Raw genomic sequence first — 21,814 nt, 5'->3', positions numbered from 1 at the left:
GCCCGTGGCGGCTCGTCACGCACGCGAGTGCGGCTCACAACGCGGAGGGCGTGAAAAATCGGTTCGTGTGAACGAGGACTGTAGACCTAACTCGTTAAAGGTCAAGCGTTCCCGACCCTTGACAGGTCTGCTGCCCGGTTCACATCATCTGGGGCATCACCCCTGATCTAACACGAGTTAGGCCCGTTCGATGACTGACTCGCACCTCCCCCGCCGCACGCTGCTGCGGTACGGCGCATACGGGGCCGGAGCAGCCGCCCTGGCCGCGACCGCCGCGAGCTGGGACCGGCTCACGGGAGCCGACATCCCCGGCCGTGACGACGGCTCCCTCGTCGTCGCCACCCTCGGCTCCGCCTTCGACCCGGCCACCGTCGACGCCCTCACCAAGGGCTTCCACCGGCTCCACCCCGACATCCCGCTGCGGGTGAACGCGGTGCAGGCCGTCGACTGGTCGGACTTCTTCGCGAAGATCCTCACCCAGATCGCCGCGGGCACCGCCCCCGACCTGGTGTATGTGGCCACCGAGGGCGTGCAGTTGTTCGCCCAACGGCTCGGCGTGCCCCTGGACCGTTGGGTGCGGCGGGACGCGGCTCAACTGCGTGAGTACTTCGCCGACGTCCACCCCTCGCTGGTGGAGTCGATGATGTACGAGGGGAACCTCTACCAGCTGCCGATGGAGTTCAACGCCGCCGACATCTACCTCAACAAGCAGGTGCTGAAACGGGCGGGCGCGGGTTTCCCGGCGGCCGACTGGAGCCGCGACGACTTCACCGCGCTGCTGCGGGAGATGAAACGTACCGGCGGTGCGCACTTCACGCCGTACTTCTGGACCAACCGGCTGTGGGGCGGCGTGATGCCCTGGCTCTTCGCAAACGGCACGAACCTGCTGAAGGAGTCGAAGGCGCCCGGCGGCTCCTGGCTGTGGGACGCCTTCTACCCGGCCGCCGACCGGCAGGGGCGCGGCGGGGGCTTCCGCTGGACGACCCCGCAGGTCACCGCCGACCGGGTCGAGGAGGCGTACGACTATCTCGCTTCCCTCGTCCAGGAGAACCTGTGCTCCCGGCCCGAGGGCGGCAACGGCAGCAATCTGGTCGGCGTGTTCTCCACCGGCCGCGTCGGCGTCACACCGGCAGGCGGATTCTGGGCGGGCGGCCTGCAGCTGGCCGGCATGCGGGCCGCCGACTACGACGTGCAGTACTTCCCGCGCTGGCGTACCCAGCGCCACCAGTTCGGCGCGGCGGGCTACGCGCTGCTGCGCACCTCGAAGAAGCAGGAAGCCGCCTGGGAGTTCATCAAATACGCGGCCCGCAAGGACACCATGACCCGGCTGTTCAAGAGCAACCAGACCACCCCGGCCCGGCGTTCGATGCTGAACGCCGCACGCTACGCCGCGAGCGGCCCGGCACACTGGCGGGTCTTCTACGACACCCTCGACCGGTTTCCCGACACCGGCCCGATCCCCGCGCCGCCGCAGGTCGCCGAGGTGACCGACGTCCTGCTCAAGTACACCGGCACTGCGCTGGCCTCGCCGCGCGCGGTGGGTCCCGCCCTGCGCCGGATGCAGAGCGACCTGGAGCAGGCCATGGAGCGTGAGGTATGACGAACACCCAGGTCCCGGCCGTACGTCCGCGGCCCGCCACGCCACCCGCCGTCGCCGTGCGGCCGTCCGTCCGCGACCGCGGTACCCGGCTGCTGGCCGCGCTGTTCCTGGCGCCCACGGTCGTCGGCATCGTCGTCTTCACGGTCGTGCCGATCATCGGGTCCATCGTGCTGAGCCTGTTCCACTGGAACGTGATCGACCCGCCCCGTTTCGCCGGCGGCGCCAACTACCGCACGACCTTCACGGACTCGACCGTTCTGGTCTCCTTCCGCAACACGCTCCTCTTCATGGTCCTCGCTGTCGCGCTGCAACTGCTGATCGCGCTGGCGCTGGCGCTCGCGCTGAACGGGCGGATGCCGGTGTGGCTGCGGTCGGTGTTCCGTTCGGCGTTCTTCTTCCCGCTGGTGCTGTCGGCCGCTTCGATCTCGGTGGTGATGAAGTACCTGTTCAACCAGGACTTCGGGGTGGTGAACTGGGCGATCGGCCTGGTCGGCGTCGCGCCCGTGCCCTGGCTGACCTCGGAGCACGCGGCGATGGCCACGGTGATCCTGGTCTACGTCTGGCAGCAGTTCGGCTTCTCGTTCCTGCTGTTCGTCGGCGGTCTGAACAACATCCCCAAGGAGATCCACGAGGCCGCCGCTCTCGACGGCGCGACCGGCCTGCGCAAGCACCTCGGCATCACGCTGCCGCTGCTGTCGCCCACGCTGCTCGTCGCGTCGGTGGTCGGCATCATCAATGCCCTGCAGGTCTTCGAACAGCCCTACGTCCTCACCGACGGCGGACCCGGCGACGCCACCCGCACCGTGGTGATGGTGATCTACGAGAGGGCCTTCGAGCAGCTCGACTTCGGCGAGGCATCCGCGGTGGGCGTGCTGCTCTTCGTGCTGATCATGGCGGTCACCGCCCTCCAGTTCCGGCTCAGCCGGCGTTTCGTCCACTACCAGTGAGCCGGTGAGCCGCATGAGCCAAGCAACCCCGACCCAGAGCCGCGTACGTCACTCACTCACCCCGTGGGCCCGGATCGCCGCACTGACCGTGTGCGCCCTGCTGACGCTGGGCCCGGTCATCTGGACCGTCGCCACCTCACTGCGCACTCCGGCCCAGTCCTTCGACCTGCCCCCGCAGATCATCCCGACGCACCCGACGACCGCGGCCTACCGCGGGGTCTTCCAGCAGATCGACGTGTGGCTGCTCGCCCTGAACTCCACGCTGGTGACGGCGCTGATCGCCGTCGGCCAGATGATCACGGCGGGCCTGGCCGGATACGCCTTCGCGCGCCTGGAGTTCCGTCTCAAGAAGCCGCTCTTCGGCCTGGTCCTGGCGACCATGATGGTGCCGTTGCAGGTCACCATCGTGCCGGTGTTCCTGGTGCTGAAGTCGATGGGCCTCACCGACACGCTCCTCGGCCTGATCATCCCGGCCTTCCCGACGGCCTTCGGCACTTTCCTGATGCGCCAGTACTTCCTCGGTATGCCGAAGGACCTGGGCGAGGCGGCCATGCTGGACGGCGCGGGGCCCTGGCGGATCTTCCGCTCGGTGTACGCGCCGCTGGCCACACCCGGCCTGGCGATCGTCGGCGTGCTGGCCTTCAACTACCACTGGAACGAGTTCTTCCGCCCGCTGATCCTGGAGACCTCCGGCCAGAACTACACGCTTCCGCTGGGTCTGGTCTCCCTGCAGGGCAACCTCGGCACCGGGTCGATCTCGGTGGTCCTGGCCGGGGTCGTGCTCTCGATGCTCCCCGCCGTCGCCGTGTTCGTCGTCGGCCAGCGCCCTCTGCGCGAGGGCATCACCTCGGCAGGAGTCAACCGTTGAGCAATGACCCCAACGCGCCGCGTTTCAGGGTCCGTCCGCCTGTCGGCTGGATCAACGACCCCAATGGGCCGTTCCGTTGGCGGGACCGCTACCACCTCTTCTACCAGCACAACCCCGACGCACCGGTGCACGCGAACGTCCACTGGGGTCATGCCTCCAGCGCCGATCTCGCGCACTGGGAGCACCACCCGATCGCGCTCACCCCGACGCCGGGCGGCCCCGACGAGGCAGGCTGCTGGTCGGGCTGCGTGATCGACGACGCCGGCACACCGACCGCCGTGTACACGGGAGTTGACCATGCCCACACCGGGCTCGGCACCATCTGCCTGGCGCGGGCGGCGGACCCGGACGACGAGCTGCTGACCGAGTGGAAGCCGCTGCCGACGCCGGTGGTGGCAGGGCCGCCGCCGGGACTGGACGTGGTGATGTTCCGCGACCCGTTCGTCTTCCGCCACGCGGACAGGCGCTGGGCCCTCGTCGGGGCCGGGCACGCCGACGGCACGCCGTCGGTCCTGCTCTACGACTGCGACGACCTGACCGACTGGCGGTTCGCCGGTGTGCTGCTGGACGGCAGGGACCCGGTGGCCGTGGGCGTGTTCGGCGACAAGTCGGTGGGCTGGGAGTGCCCGCACCTGTACCGGACAGCAGGCGGCGAGCACGTGCTCCTGGTGTCCCTGTGGGACGGGGATCCCTGCTCCACCGGATATCTGACGGGTCGTCTGGAGGCGGACGGCCAGGGCGCGTTGAGGTTGGTACCGCGCGCCGGCGGCCGGCTCGACCAGGGGCGGGACTTCTACGCTCCCGCCGTGCTCCAGGAGCCGGACCGCGCACTGCTGTGGGGCTGGTCGTGGGAGGCCCGCCCGCAGGAGGAGATCAACCGGGCCGGATGGGCGGGCGTACTCACCGCGCCACGGGTCGTCGACGTCCACCCCGACGGTTCACTGCGGGTGAGTCCGGCCCCGGAACTCGAACTGCTGCGCCCGGCCGAGCCGTTCGTCACCGCGCCAGGACGGGTCCCGCTTCCCCACACGTACGACCTGACGGTCACCGCACGCGAACCGACCACGGTGAGCCTGCTGCGGGACGGGTCGGGCCGGGAACTGACCGTCCGGGCGGACCCTGCCTCGGGGACCGTCGTCCTCGACCGCAGCGCCTGGCCCCGAACCGGCAGGGAAGGCTCCGCCCCGATCACCGTGCACGTGCCGAAGGGGCCGGAACTCGCGCTCCGGCTGCTCGTCGACGGCTCGCTCCTCGAACTCTTCGTCGCGGAACGGGCCATGGTCACCGAGCGCGTCTACCGGCGCCCCGGCGACATCGCCGAACTGGTCGTCGACGGGCCGGGTGCCCGGGTCACCGGGTGGGCGCCGGACCCACGGAGGCGCGGCTGACCACAGGGCAGGCCAGGCGCCGGACGGTCGCGGGCGGCGTACGGCCGGCTTCGATGGCGTCCAGGAGCAGCCGGGCCGCCGCCTCGCCCATCGCCCGGTGCGGCAGCGCGACCGAGGTGAGCGGCGGTGTGAGGAACGCGGCCATGTGCTCCTGGTCGTCGTAGCCGACCACGGACAGATCGGCGGGCACGTCGATCCCGAGCCGGGTCGCGGCGTGCAGGACACCCGCCGCGACCCGGTCGTTGTAGCACAGGACGCCAGTGGGGCGACGGCCCGGCTCGACCCCGTCGAGCAGGCGCAGCGCCCCCGCGTATCCCGCGGAGATCTCCCCGCCGCCGCGCACGATCCACCCCCCGGGCACGGTGACGCCCTCGGCGCGCAGCGCGTCCCGGAAGCCGCGGGTACGTTCCACCGAGGCGATGTCGTCCAGACCGCCGATCACGGCGAGCCGGCGGTGGCCCGCACCGAGCAGCAGCCGGGCCGCGCTGCGGCCACCGGCGCGCTCGGCAGGGACCACGGCGGGCAGGGAGTCGTCCTCGGGCAGGCAGTTGGCCAGCACGGAGTGGGTGCGGTGCAGGCCCTCGGGGACGCGGACCCGGCGCAGTGACATGGCCGCGTAGACGATGCCGTCCACGCGCCGGTCGAGCAGTTCCGCGACGGCCGCGTCCTCCTTGACCGGGTCACCGCCGGAGTCGACGGTGAGGACGAGATGGTCGCTGTCCCAGGCGGTCTCCATGGCGCCGCGCAGCAGCCGGCCGGCGAACGGCGAGGACGCGATCTCATCGGTGACCAGCCCGATCACGGCCGTACGGCGACGGCGCAGACCGCGGGCCACCGGGTCGGGGCGATAGCCCAGCTGGGCCGCGGCCTGCCGGATGCGTTCCTGGGTGGCGGGCGAGAGGTTTCCCTCGGCTCGGCCGTTGAACACGAAGGACACCGCGGTGTGCGACACGCCTGCGAGCCGGGCGACGTCCCGTGACGTCGGGCGCCCGGTGCCCGTGCTCCCGCTCTCCTCGGCACCGCCCACGCCGTCCGCCGCCCTCGCCCAGCCCATCCCTGTCGATCACCGTCCACCCTATCCGCGGGGAGCGCCACGGCACACAGGCGATCCTCACGCTGTCACCGGTCTGCGCGCCGAGCAGGCACTCGGGGTGCGGTCCGGCCCGTCCGCCGCGTTGCCGAACCTGTGCGCGAGGCAGTCACACGACGCCGGCAGCGAGTCGGACTCCACGCGGGCGGACGCGAAAGACTGCGGCAACAGGGCCTCCTGGCACTCGATGGGGATCGCACCCCCGAACCACCAAGAAGCCCTGCTGCCACGCCTCCGCCCTCACGCGATCACCCGGTCAGGAACCCTGTTCGACCGGACCGGACCCGTGATCGATGAGCGGATGACGTCTCAGAGCTGGGACAGCTCGTCCACCAGGTCGTCCAGGCCGAGCGAGCCCTGCGAGAGCGCCGCCATGTGCCAGGCCTTGAGGTCGAACGCGTCGCCGTGCCGCTCGCGTGCCTTCTCCCGGCCCAGCAGCCAGGCCCGCTCACCGAGCTTGTAGCCGATCGCCTGCCCCGGGATGGTGAGGTAGCGGGTCAGCTCGCTCTCCACGAAGTCCGCCGGACGGCTGCTGTGCGCGCCGAAGAACTCCTGGGCCAGCTCCGGAGTCCAGCGCTCGCCGGGGTGGAAGGGGGAGTCCGCCGGGATCTCCAGCTCCAGGTGCATGCCGATGTCGACGATGACGCGGGCGGCCCGCATCATCTGCGCGTCGAGGTAGCCGAGCCGCTGCTCCGCGTCCGTGAGGTAGCCGAGCTCGTCCATCAGCCGCTCCGCGTACAGCGCCCAGCCCTCGGCGTTGGCGCTGACCCCGCCGATGGTGGCCTGGTAGCGGGAGAGGTTCCCGGCGACGTGCGCCCACTGCGCGAGCTGGAGGTGATGACCGGGGACGCCCTCGTGGTACCAGGTCGAGACGAGGTCGTAGACCGGGAAACGGGTCTGTCCCATGGTCGGCAGCCAGGTGCGGCCCGGGCGCGAGAAGTCCTCCGACGGGGGCGTGTAGTAGGGCGCCGCCGCACCGCCGGGCGGGGCGATGCACGACTCCACCTTCCGCACCCGCTCGGCGAGTTCGAAGTGCGTGCCGTCCAGCTCGTCGATCGCCTGGTCCATCAGACCCTGCAGCCAGTCGCGGACCTCGTCGACGCCCTCGATGTGCTTGCCGTGCTCATCGAGATGCGCGAGCGCCGTCCACGGGGTCTCGGCGCCGGGCAGGATCTTCTCGGCCTCCTGCTTCATCTCGCCGAGCAGACGGTGGAACTCGGACCAGCCGTACGCGTACGCCTCGTCCAGGTCGAAGTCCGTGCCGTTGAAGTAGCGCGCCCAGCGGGCGTACCGCTCGCGGCCCACCGTGTTCGACGCGCCCTCGATCGCCGGCGTGTACACGTCGCGCATCCAGTCGCGCAGCTCCACGACGGCCGCGGTCGCCGAGCGGGCCGCCTCGTCCAGCTCCGCGTGCAGCGTCTCGGGGCCCGCCGAGGCGAAGTCCTCGAACCAGCCGCGGCCCTTGCCGTCCGTGTCCGACCACTCGGTGAGCTGCTCGACGAACGTGGCCGTCGGGCGCGGAGCCGCGTGCAGCTTGCGCTCCAGGCCGAGGGCGAGGGACTCGCGGTAGCCCGCCAGCGCTGCGGGCACGGCACGCAGCCGCTCGGCGATCGCCGCCCAGTCCTCCTCGGACTGGTTCGGCGTCACGGTGAAGACCTCGCGCACCGAGTGGGCGGGCGTGGCCATGTTGCCGACGGCGCGCAAACCCTCTTCGGCCTCGTGGACGGCCAGTTCGGCGGTCAGCCGCTCGCGCAGCAGTCGGCCGCACCGGCGCTCGATGTCACTGTCCGCGCCGGGCCGCCGCTCGGCCTCGTCGAGCCGCGCCAGCGTCCGCCGCGCCAGCTCCGCGAGCGCCTCCTGGCCCGCGGGCGACAGATCGGGCAGCCTGCTCGAACTCTCCTTCACACCGAGGTAGGTACCGGTCACCGGGTCGAGGGCGATGAGGTCGTCGACATACGCGTCGGCGACCTCGCGGGGCAGCGGGTTCGTGGTCTGTGACATGCGGTCCATCCTCATACGAGGGGCCGCCGCCCGTCACCCGGATTGAGCCGAGGGCGTAGGCGGCAGGAGCGGTCCGCAGTCCCACTGCTGGAAGATCAACCGGGTCTCGACGCGGGCCACTTCACGCTGAGAGGTGAACTCGTCCAGGACCAGCCGCTGCAGGTCCGCCATGTCCGCGACCGCGACATGGACGAGATAGTCGTCCGGCCCGGTCAGATGGAAAACGGTACGGGACTCCGGCAGCACCCGGATGCGCTCCACGAACGGCCCCACCAACTCCCGTCGATGCGGCCTGACCTGCACGGACAGCAGCGCCTCCAGACCACGTCCGAGCTTGGCCGGATCGAGCCGCAGCTGATGCCCGAGGATCACACCGGAGCGGCGCAGCCGGGTCACGCGGTCCAGGCACGTCGAGGGCGCCACGCCGATCTGCGCGGCGAGGTCGCGGTAGGTGGTCCGGGCGTCGTTCTGCAGCAGCCGCAGCAGATGAAGATCCACCGGATCCAGTACGACAGATTCGGCCATTGGCCGAACGTAGCACGGTGTTCGAATCCTGTGACCCGGTGGTTGTTCATTCTCCGTCCATGGACTCCACGAGAGCACTGGCCACCGAAGCCGTCCATGCCGGCCGCGACGACCTCGCCCGGCAGGGACTGCACGCCCCGCCGATCGACCTGTCGACCACCTATCCCTCGTACGACAGCCGTGGCGAGGCGGCGCGCATCGACGCCTTCGCCACCACCGGCGCCGAGCCCGAGGGCCCGCCCGTCTACGGGCGCCTCGGCAACCCGACGGTCGCCCGTTTCGAGACCGCGCTGGCCCGCCTGGAAGGCACCGAGTCGGCGGTGGCGTTCGCCAGCGGCATGGCCGCACTGACCGCCATCCTGCTGGTACGGGCGTCGATGGGCCTGCGCCACGTCGTCGCCGTACGGCCACTGTACGGCTGCAGTGACCACCTGCTGACCGCCGGACTGCTCGGCTCCGAGGTGACCTGGACCGACCCGGCCGGGATCGCGGACGCCCTGCGCCCCGACACCGGACTGGTGATGGTCGAGTCACCGGCCAACCCGACCCTGGCCGAAGTCGACCTGCGGGCCGTCGCCCACGCCTGCGGCTCCGTCCCGCTGCTCGCGGACAACACCTTCGCCACGCCGGTGCTGCAACGCCCCGCCGAACACGGTGCACGGCTTGTGCTGCACAGCGCTACCAAGTACCTCGGCGGACACGGGGACGTGATGGCGGGCGTGGTGGCCTGCGACGAGGAGTTCGCGGGACGGCTGCGGCAGGTCCGGTTCGCCACTGGCGGCGTACTGCATCCGCTCGCCGGCTATCTGTTGCTGCGCGGCCTCGCGACGCTTCCGGTGCGTGTCCGGGCCGCCTCGGCGAACGCCGCCGAACTCGCGCGCCGCCTCGCCGAGGACCCGCGGGTCACCCGCGTCCACTACCCGCGCATCGGCGGCGCGATGATCGCCTTCGAGGTGGCCGGCGACCCGCACGAGGTCATCGCCGGCGTCCGCCTGGTCACCCCCGCCGTGAGCCTGGGCAGCGTCGACACCCTCATCCAGCACCCGGCGTCCATCAGCCACCGCATCGTGGACGCGGAGGACCGCCGGGGTGCCGGGGTGAGCGACCGGCTGCTGCGGCTGTCGGTGGGCCTGGAGGACGTCGAGGACCTGTGGGCGGACCTGGACGGCGCCCTGGGCCGCGTCCGCGCCCCTTCAGGGGCGCGGGCAACCACGCGACCAGCCGCGGCGCACCCGCAGCCCATCGGTGCCCCATAGCCCCTAGGGTGCTTCGGCGCTGGTGACCCTTACCGCGCCGCCCACTCCGAGTGGATCGCCCAGCCGTGCGGTGATGACCAGCGTGCCCTCCTCGATCTGATAGTCGAGCGGGCGCTCAAGACCACGCATCGCCGTGACCATCCCGGTGTTGGAGGCCTGTGTCACCGCGTACACGCTCTCGCAGCCCGCCTCGGCGGCCATGGCCACCAGCCGCTCCAGAAGCTCCGCGCCGATGCCGCGCCGCTGCCACTTGTCCTCGACGAGCAGAGCGACCTCGGTCTCGTCCCCGTCCCACATCAGGTGGCCGAGGCCGACGATGCGTCCCGACGCCGTCTGCACGGCGAGAGTCCGGCCGAACCGCGGACTGAGCAGGTGGCTGAGGTAGCGGTCGGCGTCACCGACCGGCCCGTGGTACCGCATGGCGAGCGTCCGCGCCGAGCAGCGCTCGTGCATCGCCTTCGCGGCCTCCAGGTCGCGTGCGTCGGCCCGCCGCACCGTGATCTCGTTGCCCTCGGGCAGCGTCAGCACGTCCTGGCCGGCCGGCATGCGCGGCCCGAGCCGGGCGTCGAGCTCCACCAGCGCCCGCGCCCGGGCGAACTCGGCCGGGGTGAACGGCAGATACGGCCGCTCCACGGTGATCAGTCCGCCTTCCGGCGCGCGCAGCCGCATCACCGTGTCCTCCAGCACCCCTTCCACGGGCACCTGCTCCGCGCCCCGACCGCCGCCCACCGGCGCGGCGGGCAGCTGGCGGATGGTGCACCGGCCGAGCAACTGCCGCAGCGCGAGCGGCAGTTCCGCCGCGTCCAGGGCGGTGCGGGTGGCCAGGCCCAGGACCCGGGTCGGCGCGTCCACCAGATCGTGGGCGTCGGCCCGCTCGATCCAGGTGTCGGCGCCCCCGGCCAGCGACACCACCTGGGTGAGGTCGCTGGCCATGAGCTCGCCGGGAGCCCGCAGCAGGAACTCGTCCACCGTGCCCTCGGCCAGCGGATGCGTCTGCAGGCTCAGGATGTCGACCCGGCGGCCGGCGAGCGCCGTGCACAGCGCGGCCAGCGACCCCGGCTCGTCCTGCACCGTCGTCCGCATCCGCCACAGCGCGCTCTCGCCGGGCGCGGCCTCCGGCGTGGCCGGCGACCCGTCGGACGGCCCGGTCTGCTGCTTTCGCGACGGCGACCGGGCGTCGGTATCGCTCGTCGGCGGTGCGTGACCGTGGCGGCGTGTCCACCACGTCTGGAGCCCCTCCATGGCGGACCGGGCGACCGCCCGCACGGGACGGTCCTGCTTCGCACGCGTCGCATCAGATATGTCTCGACTCATGCAACCACTGTGAAGGAACGGTGTTGCGTGATCACGAACGCCTTGTGACCGACGGGTAAAGCCTGGTTATGCACCTTTTGGAGTTCTTCTTACGGTTGTGGTGCGGTAGCCGGCCTGATCACGCTCGCGGGCACGCGAAGGCCGCGCACCGGGGGATGACGCCGGTACGCGGCCTACGGGAAAGAATACGGGAGTTACTGGCCGACGCGGCCCGGCTGCAGCGTATGCGTGAACAGGACGGTGCCGTCGTACTCGCGCAGACGCACCGTCAGCTCGCCGCTGTCCCCGTCGATGTCGACCTCGCCGAAGAACTGGTAGCCCTCGGCGGGGGAGACGTTCGCGGTCGTCGGCGCCTTCACGTACACCCGGTCCGGGCCGAAGGTGCCGTCGAGCGCGTTGGCCGGGAAGGCGCCCGCGTTGAGCGGACCGGACACGAACTCCCAGAACGGCTCGAAGTCCTTGAACGCGGCCCGCGACGGGTCGTAGTGCTGCGCCGACGTGTGGTGCACGTCGGCCGTCAGCCACACGGTGCCGGTGATCCGCCGGTGCTTGATGAACCGCAGCAGCTCGGCGATCTGCAGCTCACGGCCGAGCGGCGCGCCCGGGTCGCCCTGTGCGACGGCCTCGAAGTTCGGCTTGCCCTCGTTCGAGTCGGGCACGACCAGGCCGAGCGGCATGTCGTTGGCGATCACCTTCCACACCGCACGCGACTTCGAGAGCTCCCGCTTGAGCCACTCCAGCTGCTCGCGGCCGAGGATGCCCACCGGGTCCGTGGTCTGGTTGTCCGGCGAGTTCGCGTTGCGGTAGGTGCGCATGTCGAGCACGAACACGTCGAGCAGGGGGCCGTGGTTGACGACGCGGTAGATCCGGCCGTCCGGGCGCCTGCTGATGGAGGAGATCGGGAAGTACTCGGAGAAGGCCTGCCGGGAGCGCCCCGCCAGGTCGTCGAGCTTCGTGCCGGCCGGGTAGGGCGTGCCGGAGCCGATGACCTCGCCCGGGTACCAGTTGTTGCGGACCTCGTGGTCGTCCCACTGGATGATGTTCGGCACCCGGGCGTTGAACCGGCGCAGCGCCTGGTCCAGCAGGTTGTAGCGGAAGTTGCCCCGGTAGTCGTCGAGGGTGACGGCGACGTGGGACTTCTCCTCGGTGGTGACGCTCCGGTAGACGCTGCCGTCGGGCAGCGTGGCGGCGGCGGCGATGGGCCCGTCGGCGTAGATGTTGTCGCCGCTGCACAGGAAGAAGTCCGGGTCCACCTTGGCCATGGCGTCGAAGATGCGGTAGCCGCCGATCGACTCGTTGATGCCCCAGCCCTGCCCCGCGAGGTCTCCGGACCATACGAACTTCACGTCATGACGCCGCTTGGCGGGCGCCGTGCGGAACGTGCCGGTCACCGGTTCGCCGGTGCGGCGCGGGTCGTCGGGGTCGGCGAGCAGGACGCGGTAGTGGATCTGCTCGCCCGACGGGAGCCCGTGCAGCCGGGTCGTACCGGTGAAGTCCGAATCCGCGCCGAGCAGCGGACCGTGCCATCTGCGCGGGTTGCGGAACGACTCGGTCGCGGACGTCTCGACGATCATCCGGGCCGGACGGTCGGAGCGCACCCACACCAGACCGGAGTCGCAGGTCACGTCTCCCGCCTGCACGCCCCAGCCCGCCTTGGGGCGCCCGGACAGGGCGAACGCCGGTGCGGCGCCGAGGGCGGTGGGCAGAGTCAGGGCCGCCGACGCGGCCAGGGAACCGCGCAGCACGCTACGGCGGCCCGGGAACGGACGGTGGGACATGGATGCGCCTCCAGGGACGGGATCCGGCCAGTGTGCGATGCCAGACCTACTGGTGCGCCGCAGCGCACACGGAAACCACAGGTGAACAACTGACCGCAGGGGCAGGGAAACCCGTGTGCGAGGGGTGCGACGATGATGCGGAGAGGCATGAGCCACTCGGTGTTCTCCGCGCAGGTCACCCAGCCGTCACACGCGCGTCGCCTCGGCCATCAGCCGTACGCCCGCGCGGATCCGCGCGGGTGAGAGATGCGCGTATCCGAGCACCAGCCGCACGCCCCGCTCCCCGTCGTGCCCGCCACGCGCGTGCGTGTAGTCCGTCAGGGGGCGTACGGCGACGCCCGCCGCGGCCACGCGCGCGAGGAAGTCCTCCTGCGGGCCGTATCGGTGCGGGAGTTCGGCGATGACGTGCAGCCCCGCCGCGATCCCGGCCACCTCCGCGCCCGGGAAGTGCTCCTCCAGCGCCGCCACGAGGGTGTCGCGCCGTTCGCGGTAAGCGCGCTGGCAGCGGCGCAGCTGACGGTCGTAGTCGCCGCGCTCCACGAAACGGGCGAACAGGGCCTGGTCGAGGGTGGGATGGCCGAGGTCCATGGTCCGTTTGCGCTCGACGACCTCGTCGGCCATGGACTGGGGCACGAGCAGCCAGCCCAGCCGCAGGCCCGGGGCGAGTGACTTGCTGACCGAGCCCGTGTAGGCCACGTGCTCCGGGTCGAGTCCCTGCAGCGCGCCCACCGGGGCGCGGTCGTAGCGGAAGTCGCCGTCGTAGTCGTCCTCCACAACGAGCCCGTCCACGGACCGCGCCCAGTCGAGCAGTTCGGTGCGGCGGCGCGCGGAGTACGCGATCCCGGTGGGGAACTGGTGGGAGGGCGTCGTCACGACGGCCCTCACGCCCGAGTCCCGCAACGGCCCGACGGCGATTCCCTCGCCGTCCAGGGGCACGGGTACGGTCGTGACGCCGGCCGACGCGTAGAGCGCGTCGTGCTGAGGGCTCCCGGGATCCTCCACGCCGACGGTGCGCAACCCGCGCGCGTGGAGCGCGAATCCGAGCAGCGTCGTCGCCTGCGCCACACCGGAGACGACCACGATCCGCTCCGGGTCCGCGACCACACCCCGGCGGCGGGCCAGCAGCTCCGCCAGCACGGTACGCAACTGCGGCAGCCCGCGCGGGTCGGGATAGCCGAGGTCCTGGTGCGGCAGTTCCGCCAGCACCGCACGCTGCGCCGCGGCCCAGGCGGCGCGCGGGAACAGTGAAAGATCCGGCGTGCCGGGCACGAAGTCGGCGCGCGCACCGGGGGAGCGCGGGGCGAGATCCCGCGCGCGTGGGGGCGCGGCCCGCACGGCACCCCCCACCCAGGTGCCGGCACCGCGCCCGCTTCGCAGATAGCCCTCCGCCGTCAACTGCTCGTACGCCTCGGTGACCAGCCCCCGCGACACCCCCAGATCGGCGGCGAGATCACGGCTCGACGGCAGCCGGGTGCCCGGCGCCAGCCTCCCCGTCCGTACCGCCGCACGCAGCGCGGCCTGCAGCGAACGTCCACGCGTGCGTGCCGGCGCGGAGGCCGCGGGCAGGAGCAGTTCCCAGGCGGGTGATCCCGCGCGAGCGGGATCCGTGCCTCGTGCCGGATCGGCGCTCCCGTCCCGATTGGTCTGCGATGGCGTCATGGAAATGGACCTTAAACCGGGCCACCGCGCTCCCTAGCGTCGCTGCCATGAACGCCACCACCACGCGTGGAGCCCTTCTCGCCGCGCTCGCCTGTGTCCTCGTCGGTGGTTCCTTCACCGCGAACAGCGTCCTGGGCCACTACCCGTACGCGGGCGGCCAGTTCCTGCGCTACGGCCTCGCCTTTCTGCTCCTCCTCCCGTCGGCCGGCGCGGGAGCGACGGCACGGCTGCGGAGGCTCGCGCCCCGTCAGTGGCTCCGCCTCGCACTCCTCGCCGCCGTCGGCATGGTCGGCTTCAACCTGGCCGTGATCGCGGCCGAGCGTTCCGCCGAACCGGCGGTGCCCGGCGTCTTCGTCGGATGCGCGCCCGTGGTCGTGGCCGTCGTGGTCCCCGCGATCGAGGGCCGAAGGCCCCGGCGCACGGTCCTGTACGGGGCGTTGCTGGTTGCCTTCGGGGCCTTCACGGTCCAGGGGTGGGGGCGCGCCGACGGCACCGGGATCGCCTTCTCCGTCTGTGCGCTGGCCGGCGAGGTCGGTTTCGCCGTGCTCGCCGTGCCCGTGCTGCGCCCCCTGGAGCCCCGGCTGCTGTCCGCCACGGTGTGCGGTGTCGCGGCGGTCGAGTCCGCGGCGGCCGGGCTGGTCATGGACGGCACGGCGTGGCTGCGGCGCCCCGACACCACCGAGGCCGCCGCGCTGCTGTGGCAGGCGGCGGTCGTCACCGTCGTCGGCTTCGTGTGCTGGTACATGGCGATGCAGCGGATCGGCGCGGAACGCGCCACGCTGTTCTCCGGCCTCATCCCGGTGGCCGCCGCCTGCACGGCGCCACTTGTCGAAACGGGCTCCTACGGGGCCGCCCAGGCCGTCGGCAGCGCTCTGGTCGGCGCCGGAGTCGCCCTCGGATCCGGCGCGTTGGCTCCCAGGCGCGCCCCGTCAGCGGCTGCCGTCGAGGATGACGCGGGCGACCAGCGCCGGATCGTCGTTCATCGGGCAGTGCCCGCAGCCGGGCAGCCGCACCAGCCGGGCCCGGGGGATGAGCCGCTTGGCGCGCACCCCCTGACGGCGCACGAGCAGCATGTCCCGGGTGCCCCAGGCCACCGTGACCGGGACGCCGGGGAGGTCGTCGGTGAACTTGACGGTGCTGCCGGCCGTGAGGGTCGCGTCGAACCCCGCCGCCCGGGCCAGGGCCAGCGTCTCGGCGACCACGGCCTCGGGTGAACGGCGGCCCGGGCGGGCGTAGATGGTGCTCGTCAGCAGCGTCCGGCCGGCCGCCGAGCGGGACAGCTGCCGCACCAGGGGCAGCGGCAGCCGACGGGAGATCTGCCGCATGGTGAGCAGGACCCCGAAGGCGTAGCGCCGCTCCGCCTCCGACCAGAACCCGGCCGGGGACAGGGCGGTCACCGACCGCGCGAGCTTCTCGCGGCCGAGCTCCAGGGCGAGCAGACCGCCCAGCGAATTGCCCGCCACATGCGGACGCACGAGCTCCATGGCCTCGCAGAACGCGCCGAACACGGCCGTCGTCGTGGGCAGGTCGTAGGCGAGGCCGTCAGGCAGAGCGGGGGAGGCGCCGAATCCGGGCAGGTCCACGGCGATCACGTCGCGCTCGGTCGCGAGGATGTCCACCACCGGGTCCCAGGCCTGCCGGTGATGACCGATGCCGTGCAGTAGGAGCAGCGGTTCGCCGCTGCCCACGCGCGTGTAGGACACGGTCACGGGCTGTGGGCCACGGGGAGAGGGAACCTTGAAGGAGACGGTGGCGGACATGGGGGTGCTCCTCGTCTGGGGCTCGCCGGCGGACGCCGTGTAGACAGCTTGTCAGCAATTGCTACCGACGGGTAGCCCCCGGGTGGGGGCTACCTCGCAGCCGTACGGCCCTCAATGAGAGATTTTCATCGTGATTTCGCAGGTCACGGGGCTGGCGTGGGTCGGGAGTGATGTGCTCGCGGAGGCTGAGGGCATGATCGCTTGACGGAGATCGTCCGTCACCTCTGCACTTCGGTGTTCGCGAGGACGAGGAGGGCCCGCAGGAGGGTGGTCGCGTGGCGGGCGTGCATGCGGACCTTGGTGAGGCAGCGCCACGATTTCAGGTTGGCGAAGCCGTGCTCGACGGCGGCGCGTTCGCGGTTGAGCAGGCGGTTTGCTTCCCTCTCCGCGTCGGTGAGCTGGTGCTTGCGGGTGGCCTTGCGGCCGGTGATGATCACCGGGTTGTCGTCGGGGGCGTCATCCAGGCCACGAATCCGAGATCGGCCAGGGCGCCGAGGCCGACCTCTTGCAGGTGTCCGGTGATCTTGTTGCGGCGGGCGGTGGTGATCTCGCTGGACCGGCCCGGCTTCGCTGCCGAGATCCAGATCAGGTTGCCTTTCTCATCGGTCAGCGCGAGAAACAGCAGGCCATGCGCCTTGTGTTTGCCGCTGTAGTTCTTCCGGTTGTCTCTCCCGGTGCGGCGCCGGGTGCGGATCAGGGTGCCGTCCAGCAGGACCACGACCCCGCCGACGCGGGCGATCTCCTTCAGCGCGCGGTCCAGGCGCGGGGCGCGGGCGGACAGCAGGCGGATCACTTCCAGCACCCAGCGGCGCACGGTGGAGGCGGAGACCGCGTTGCCGCCGGCCATGTCAGAAAGACGCTGGTCGTGGCGGAGCACCGCGAGCACGATGACGGCCTGGGTGCCGGAACTGACCTTGCGCCAGCGGGTGTTCAGCCGGTTGCGTTCCTGGCGTATCAGGCCGCCGACGAGATCGAGGGTCCGCTTCGACACCGGAAGCCGACCCGAACACCACCTCGGCGGCCTCCAGCCGGGCCAACTGCGACTCGATTCCGGACAGTTCCTTGCGAAGCAGCTCAGCCCGTCCTTCCAACGCAAGCCGTTGCTGGCCCGCACGGAAGGTGACGTACGGTGAGCGGCGCCGACAACGTCGTATGGCTGGGCACCCCGGCCTTCCCCGAGGCGGCGCGCACCGCGCTCGCCGACACCCGGCTGCGGGCGAACCTGCGCCGGGCGACGGGCACCATCCGGGACAAGCGGCTGGCGGTCACCTCCGAACTGGAGGACTGGGAGGAACTGCGGGAGAGGGCCGCCGCGGTCAAACGTCACACCCTGCGCCACCTCGACCACCATCTCTCGTGAAGCAGACCGGCGAGGACGAGGTCGTCAAGGTCAAGTCGATGGCGACCCAGGAGATCGGTCTCAACGAGGCGCTGGCGGACGCGGGTATCCGCGCGTACGAGACCGATCTCGCGGAACTCATCGTGCAGCTGGACGGCGACCGCCCGTCGCACATCCTCGTGCCCGCCATCCACCGGGGCCGCTCCGAGATCCGGGAGATCTTCCGGCGGGAGATGAGGAAGTGGGGCAGGCCGGCTCCCGACGAACTCACCGACGACCCCCGTGACCTCGCCGAGGCGGCCCGGCTCCATCTGCGGGAGAAGTTCCTGCGCGCCAAGGTCGCCGTCTCCGGCGCCAACTTCGCGGCGGCCGACACCGGAACGGTCGTGGTCGTGGAGTCGGAGGGCAACGGGCGGATGTGCCTGACCCTGCCGGACACGCTGATCACCTTCATGGGCATCGAGAAGGTGCTTCCGTCCTTCGCCGACCTCGATGTCTTCGTCCAGCTCCTGCCGCGCTCGTCCACGGGAGAGCGGATGAATCCGTACACCTCGCTGTGGACGGGCGTCACCGAGGGCGACGGCCCGCAGACCTTCCATCTGATCCTCCTCGACAACGGCCGCACCGCGCCCCTCGCCGACGAGGTCGGGCGCCGGGCGCTGTCCTGTATTCGCTGCTCCGCTTGCCTGAACGTCTGCCCGGTCTACGAGCGCACCGGCGGCCACGCCTACGGCTCCGTCTATCCCGGCCCAATCGGCGCCGTGCTCACCCCGCAGCTGGTCGGCGTCGAGAACGCGGCCTCGCTGCTCTGCGGCGCCTGCTACGACGCCCGCCCCGTGAAGATCGACATCCCGGAGGTGCTGGTCCACCTACGGGCAGAGGCGGTGGAGGCCAAACGCCGTGCGCGGCTGCTGCCCACCACCGAGGCGCTCGCCATGAAAGCCGCGGGCGCCGTCCTGTCCTCTCCCGGGCGGCTGGCGGCGGCACAAAGGGTCGCCGCCCTGAGAGCACGGCTGGTGGCCCGCAACGGCCGGATCGGCGCCCTGCCAGGCCCGCTGGTCCGCCACCCGTGACACGCCGGCCCCACCCCGGGAGTCACTGCGCGCCTGGTGGCGCCGTACGAGACCACGTGTGAGAGAAGACAGCCGTACGACGGCGGGAGGCAAGGAATGTCGATGAACGGCCGCGAGACCGTCCTGAGCGCGGTTCGGGCAGCCCTGTCCGGTGTTCCCGGCTCCGAGCGCCCCGACGATCTGCCACGTCCGCGTGGTCGCCGCGCCGACCACGCGGGAGAGGACGTCGTGGGGCTGTTCGCCGAGCGTGCCGCCGAGTACCGCGCCACAGTGGTCCGTGTTCCGGCAGCCGGTGCCGCGGCGGCCGTGGGCCGCGCTCTGCGCTGTACCGGAGCACGTTCCCTCGTGGTGCCGTAGGACTCCCCGAAGGCCTGGTCCCGGACGGCCCCTGGTCGCTGCCGGCGGACGTCCCGCCGCTGACCGTCGGACAGCTCGACTCGGCGGACGCCGTCGTCACCACGGTCGCCGCGGCCATCGCCGTCACCGGCACCGTGGTCCTCGACCACGGTCGGGGCCAGGGACGGCGGGCACTGACGCTGCTCCCGGCCCAGCACATCTGCCTGGTCCGGGCCGATCAGATCACACCCGACGTGCCCGATGCGCTCCGCCGCCTCGACCCGTCGCGGCCGCTGACACTCATCTCAGGCCCCTCGGCGACCAGCGACATCGAGCTGGAGCGGGTCCGGACATCACGGTTTCGCAGTGCGGTCAGGTGGCCGCGCTGCGAAGCCGTGTGCAGTTTCCACGCATCGACCGTGATAGATCCGATCTATTCTTGCGCGTTGACCTGATCATGGGGCAGTGACGTGGAGCTTTCTTATTTCTGTCCTTAGCTCTAGACAAGACGTGAGGGCGTAGCCCTTAATACATCCGATGTCCGAGAAGGATGTGGCCTGAGCGGACACGAGCCGCCGTTCCCCGCCGTCCGGGCTGAGTCACGGACAAACGACTGTCGACACGCCCCGTGTCCTTCACCCCTTCTGGAGCCGCACATGACCTCCGCTCCCCTCAGCAGGCGCTCCCTCATCAAGGCCGCCGCCCTCGCCGGCGGCACCGTGGCCTTCGGGCTGCCGCAGGCCCTGTGGCCCACCGCCGCCGAGGCGTACTCGGTCCCCTCGAAGATGGACTGGTGGTACCAGGCCCGGTTCGGGATGTTCATCCACTTCGGGTCCTACTCCTACCTCGGCCACGGCGAGTGGGCCTTCAGCTCCGAGAGCTGGTCCAAGGCCAACTACCAGACCCAGGTGTCCGCGCACTTCAACCCCACCGCGTTCAACGCGGCAACCATCGCCCAACTGGCGGCGGACGCCGGCATGAAGTACCTGGTCATCACTGCCAAACACCATGAAGGCTTCGCCATGTGGGACTCCAACGTCCCCAGCTTCACCGACACCACCGGCACCAAGCTGTACAACCTGCACGACTACGCCGGTGTCCAGGGTGATCTGCTGGCGGCGCTCAAGACCGAGTGCGAGGCACGAGGCGTCAAATTCGGGCTCTACTACTCGATCCTGGACTGGAACCACCCCTCCCAGACCATCCGAAGCGGCGGTGTCACCACGATGGCATCGCAGGCTGCCCGCACAGGTTATATCGCGGACATGAAAGCCCAACTGCAGGAGCTGCTGGACCGCTACGACCCGGCGCTCCTGTGGTTCGACGGCGACTGGTTCGGCGAACCCTCCAGCCCCACCCTCCAGGACTGGTGGCTGCGGTCGGACGGTGTCGACCTCTACAACTGGCTGATCGCCCGCAAGCCCGGACTCGTCGTCAACGAACGGGTCAAGCGGGACCTCGGTCTGGGCGACTACACGGTCGCGGAGTTCGGTGTCCCCAACGCGCCGCTGGAGCGCCAGTGGGAGAGATGCGACACGATGAACGGTGCCTGGGGCTACCAGGCGGGCCGAGAGAACTCCTACCGCCCCGTCAAGGATTTCGTTCAGGAGCTCGTCACCTGCGTCTCGCGGGACGGCAACTTCCTGCTGAACATCGGCCCCAAGGGCGACGGCTCGGTCACCGCCGGATCCGTGACCATCCTGCGCGGCCTGGCCTCCTGGATGGCGACGTACGGCGACAGCGTGCACGGAGCCACGGCAAGCCCCTTCACCACCGACCCCACTTGGGGGAGGGCCACCAAGAAGGACGGCAAGCTGTTCGCCCACGTCTTCACCTGGCCCGCGGGCGGCGTGCTGCAGATCCCGGCGATCACCAACACGATCAGCCGCGTCTACCTGATGAACAACCCCTCGGCCTCGCTCACCTACACCGTCAGCGGCGGCCAGATCAGCGTCACCGTGCCGGCTACCGCCCCGGACGCCAATGACTCCGTGGTCTGCGTCGAGGTCAGCGGCGTCCCCACGGCCGCCGGCGGAGCCCGGGTGACCGTGTTCCAGGACGTGAGTTACTCCTCGGCGAGCGCCGTCCTGACGCTGGGCAGCTACACCTCCTCCCAGCTGTCGGCCGCGGGGGTGGGGTCCGCGACCATCTCCTCGCTGAGGGTGCCCCAGGGCTACCGGGTGACGGGCTACTCCGGCGACAACTTCACCGGCACGGCCTGGACGTTCACCGCGGACAATCCCGACCTGCGGGTGACCGGCAACAACGACGCCATCGTCTCGCTGAAGGTCACCTTCAATCCGGCCACGTACTTCCGTCTGATCAACGTCACCGACGGTCTGGCCCTGGACAGCGGCGGCAACGTCGCCAGCGGCTCGAACCTCAAGCAGTGGACCCCGGTCGACAGCCCCAACCTCCAGTGGCAGGCCGTAGACCTCGGCGACGGCTACTACAGGCTGGTCAACCGCGCCAACGGCATGGTCGCCGACGGCTGGGGCTCGACCAGCGACGGCGCTCCAGCCCAGCAAGCGGCCTGGAACGGCGGCCCCCACCAGCAGTGGAAGGTAACCGACCGCGGCAACGGCCAGTACTCGATCGCCAACCGCACCACCGGACTCGTCCTCGACGGCGGCGGACAGGTCCCCTCCGGATCCGTGACCAAGCAGTGGACCTGGGTGACCAACAACAACCTGCTGTGGACGTTCCAGCCCACCTCCTGACCACCCGTCATCGCCGCGCCGCCCGTACCTCTTCCCGGGCCACAGGGCCACGACGTGCCTCCTGCGTGGCCGCTGTGGGCCGGGGTCCCTCCGGCGCGCACGTCTCCACGAAGAAGACGCGCACGTCCCCACGCGGAAGAGCCGCACGTCCCCACCCAGC

General features: G+C 71.0%; 17 protein-coding genes and 2 pseudogenes. 10 read left to right on the top strand and 9 right to left on the bottom strand.

What is annotated here, in order from left to right:
- Window positions 1-190 precede the first annotated feature (190 nt).
- Genes OG870_RS07455 through OG870_RS07440 form a run of 4 tightly spaced genes read left to right on the top strand, consistent with a single transcriptional unit; the run spans window position 191 to window position 4,803 of the window.
- Window positions 191-1,600 carry an extracellular solute-binding protein gene (locus OG870_RS07455; protein WP_266530809.1) on the top strand — a complete coding sequence of 470 codons (1,410 nt, stop codon included), beginning with the start codon at window positions 191-193 and terminating at the stop codon, window positions 1,598-1,600.
- Window positions 1,597-2,547: a carbohydrate ABC transporter permease gene (locus OG870_RS07450; RefSeq protein ID WP_266530807.1), complete on the top strand. Its 951-nt coding sequence runs from the start codon at window positions 1,597-1,599 to the stop codon at window positions 2,545-2,547. The genes OG870_RS07455 and OG870_RS07450 overlap by 4 nt, the downstream gene beginning before the upstream one ends.
- A gap of 13 nt (window positions 2,548-2,560) precedes the next feature.
- Window positions 2,561-3,415 (top strand): carbohydrate ABC transporter permease, encoded by an 855-nt coding sequence (locus OG870_RS07445; RefSeq protein ID WP_266841540.1) that lies wholly within the window; start codon window positions 2,561-2,563, stop codon window positions 3,413-3,415.
- Window positions 3,412-4,803, top strand: a complete 1,392-nt coding sequence (locus OG870_RS07440; RefSeq protein ID WP_266923347.1) for a glycoside hydrolase family 32 protein — start codon at window positions 3,412-3,414, stop codon at window positions 4,801-4,803. Before OG870_RS07445 ends, OG870_RS07440 begins: the two co-directional genes overlap by 4 nt.
- Here the strand turns inward: OG870_RS07440 and OG870_RS07435 are convergent.
- The 3 genes from OG870_RS07435 to OG870_RS07425 all read right to left on the bottom strand — a co-directional run bounded on the left by OG870_RS07435 (window position 4,766) and on the right by OG870_RS07425 (window position 8,419).
- Entirely contained in the window at window positions 4,766-5,857 is a 1,092-nt protein-coding gene (locus OG870_RS07435) for a LacI family DNA-binding transcriptional regulator (RefSeq protein WP_405623610.1), read from the bottom strand. The genes OG870_RS07440 and OG870_RS07435 overlap by 38 nt on opposite strands.
- A 345-nt stretch (window positions 5,858-6,202) precedes the next feature.
- Entirely contained in the window at window positions 6,203-7,894 is a 1,692-nt protein-coding gene (locus OG870_RS07430) for a DUF885 domain-containing protein (RefSeq protein WP_266530802.1), read from the bottom strand.
- A 33-nt stretch (window positions 7,895-7,927) separates the two neighbouring features.
- On the bottom strand, window positions 7,928-8,419 hold the full coding sequence (locus OG870_RS07425) for an Lrp/AsnC family transcriptional regulator (RefSeq protein WP_266530800.1): 492 nt from the start codon (window positions 8,417-8,419) through the stop codon (window positions 7,928-7,930).
- Between the two features lie 59 nt (window positions 8,420-8,478).
- Between OG870_RS07425 and OG870_RS07420 the strand changes: the two genes are divergently transcribed.
- Entirely contained in the window at window positions 8,479-9,675 is a 1,197-nt protein-coding gene (locus tag OG870_RS07420) for a trans-sulfuration enzyme family protein (RefSeq protein WP_327690782.1), read from the top strand.
- 3 nt (window positions 9,676-9,678) lie between these two features.
- On the opposite strand, the gene OG870_RS07415 is transcribed toward OG870_RS07420, so the two are convergent.
- The 3 genes from OG870_RS07415 to pdxR form a co-directional block, all read right to left on the bottom strand.
- Window positions 9,679-10,989: a GNAT family N-acetyltransferase gene (locus OG870_RS07415; protein WP_327690781.1), complete on the bottom strand. Its 1,311-nt coding sequence runs from the start codon at window positions 10,987-10,989 to the stop codon at window positions 9,679-9,681.
- Window positions 10,990-11,183: 194 nt separating this feature from the next.
- Window positions 11,184-12,767 (bottom strand): alkaline phosphatase D family protein, encoded by a 1,584-nt coding sequence (locus OG870_RS07410; RefSeq protein WP_266530795.1) that lies wholly within the window; start codon window positions 12,765-12,767, stop codon window positions 11,184-11,186.
- Between the two features lie 186 nt (window positions 12,768-12,953).
- Entirely contained in the window at window positions 12,954-14,426 is a 1,473-nt protein-coding gene (gene pdxR, locus OG870_RS07405; RefSeq protein WP_327666644.1) for a MocR-like pyridoxine biosynthesis transcription factor PdxR, read from the bottom strand.
- Between pdxR and OG870_RS07400 the strand changes: the two are divergent.
- Window positions 14,417-15,310, top strand: a pseudogene (locus OG870_RS07400) (DMT family transporter); the annotation flags it as partial. The gene pdxR and the pseudogene OG870_RS07400 overlap by 10 nt on opposite strands.
- 45 nt (window positions 15,311-15,355) lie before the next feature.
- On the opposite strand, the gene OG870_RS07395 reads toward OG870_RS07400, so the two are convergent.
- The 3 genes from OG870_RS07395 to OG870_RS07385 all read right to left on the bottom strand — a co-directional run bounded on the left by OG870_RS07395 (window position 15,356) and on the right by OG870_RS07385 (window position 17,300).
- Window positions 15,356-16,186 carry an alpha/beta fold hydrolase gene (locus OG870_RS07395; protein ID WP_266586242.1) on the bottom strand — a complete coding sequence of 277 codons (831 nt, stop codon included), beginning with the start codon at window positions 16,184-16,186 and terminating at the stop codon, window positions 15,356-15,358.
- A gap of 218 nt (window positions 16,187-16,404) precedes the next feature.
- Window positions 16,405-16,623, bottom strand: a complete 219-nt coding sequence (locus OG870_RS07390; protein ID WP_327690780.1) for a transposase family protein — start codon at window positions 16,621-16,623, stop codon at window positions 16,405-16,407.
- Complete coding sequence (locus OG870_RS07385; protein ID WP_327690779.1) at window positions 16,620-17,300, bottom strand: transposase family protein; 681 nt, start codon at window positions 17,298-17,300, stop codon at window positions 16,620-16,622. The genes OG870_RS07390 and OG870_RS07385 overlap by 4 nt, the downstream gene beginning before the upstream one ends.
- 15 nt (window positions 17,301-17,315) lie before the next feature.
- Here OG870_RS07385 and OG870_RS07380 point away from each other — a divergent pair.
- From OG870_RS07380 to OG870_RS07365, 4 genes and pseudogenes are all read left to right on the top strand, one after another.
- Window positions 17,316-18,704, top strand: a pseudogene (locus OG870_RS07380) (lactate utilization protein B).
- A complete protein-coding gene (locus OG870_RS07375) occupies window positions 18,701-18,955 on the top strand; it encodes a hypothetical protein (RefSeq protein ID WP_323179391.1) in 255 nt (84 codons plus the stop codon). Before OG870_RS07380 ends, OG870_RS07375 begins: the two are co-directional and overlap by 4 nt.
- A gap of 134 nt (window positions 18,956-19,089) precedes the next feature.
- Window positions 19,090-19,389, top strand: a complete 300-nt coding sequence (locus tag OG870_RS07370; protein ID WP_323179392.1) for an LUD domain-containing protein — start codon at window positions 19,090-19,092, stop codon at window positions 19,387-19,389.
- Window positions 19,390-19,590: 201 nt separating this feature from the next.
- A complete protein-coding gene (locus OG870_RS07365; protein WP_327690778.1) occupies window positions 19,591-21,654 on the top strand; it encodes an alpha-L-fucosidase in 2,064 nt (687 codons plus the stop codon).
- Window positions 21,655-21,814: the final 160 nt, after the last annotated feature.

It is taken from the genome of Streptomyces sp. NBC_00461, from assembly GCF_036013935.1.
Lineage (GTDB): Bacteria > Actinomycetota > Actinomycetes > Streptomycetales > Streptomycetaceae > Streptomyces.
Note: the sequence above shows the minus strand (reverse complement) of the source record. Positions and strands in the feature narration are given on the sequence as shown.

Excerpts from the sequence above, each read along its gene's own strand:
- OG870_RS07410 (WP_266530795.1), bottom strand. The coding sequence starts at position 12,767 with ATGTCCCACCGTCCGTTCCCGGGCCGCCGTAGCGTGCTGCGCGGTTCC.
- OG870_RS07425 (WP_266530800.1), bottom strand. The coding sequence starts at position 8,419 with ATGGCCGAATCTGTCGTACTGGATCCGGTGGATCTTCATCTGCTGCGG.
- OG870_RS07450 (WP_266530807.1), top strand. The coding sequence starts at position 1,597 with ATGACGAACACCCAGGTCCCGGCCGTACGTCCGCGGCCCGCCACGCCA.
- OG870_RS07415 (WP_327690781.1), bottom strand. The coding sequence starts at position 10,989 with ATGAGTCGAGACATATCTGATGCGACGCGTGCGAAGCAGGACCGTCCC.
- OG870_RS07365 (WP_327690778.1), top strand. The coding sequence starts at position 19,591 with ATGACCTCCGCTCCCCTCAGCAGGCGCTCCCTCATCAAGGCCGCCGCC.
- OG870_RS07420 (WP_327690782.1), top strand. The coding sequence starts at position 8,479 with ATGGACTCCACGAGAGCACTGGCCACCGAAGCCGTCCATGCCGGCCGC.
- OG870_RS07430 (WP_266530802.1), bottom strand. The coding sequence starts at position 7,894 with ATGTCACAGACCACGAACCCGCTGCCCCGCGAGGTCGCCGACGCGTAT.
- pdxR (WP_327666644.1), bottom strand. The coding sequence starts at position 14,426 with ATGACGCCATCGCAGACCAATCGGGACGGGAGCGCCGATCCGGCACGA.
- OG870_RS07455 (WP_266530809.1), top strand. The coding sequence starts at position 191 with ATGACTGACTCGCACCTCCCCCGCCGCACGCTGCTGCGGTACGGCGCA.
- OG870_RS07375 (WP_323179391.1), top strand. The coding sequence starts at position 18,701 with ATGAACGGCCGCGAGACCGTCCTGAGCGCGGTTCGGGCAGCCCTGTCC.
- OG870_RS07395 (WP_266586242.1), bottom strand. The coding sequence starts at position 16,186 with ATGTCCGCCACCGTCTCCTTCAAGGTTCCCTCTCCCCGTGGCCCACAG.
- OG870_RS07445 (WP_266841540.1), top strand. The coding sequence starts at position 2,561 with ATGAGCCAAGCAACCCCGACCCAGAGCCGCGTACGTCACTCACTCACC.
- OG870_RS07435 (WP_405623610.1), bottom strand. The coding sequence starts at position 5,857 with ATGGGCTGGGCGAGGGCGGCGGACGGCGTGGGCGGTGCCGAGGAGAGC.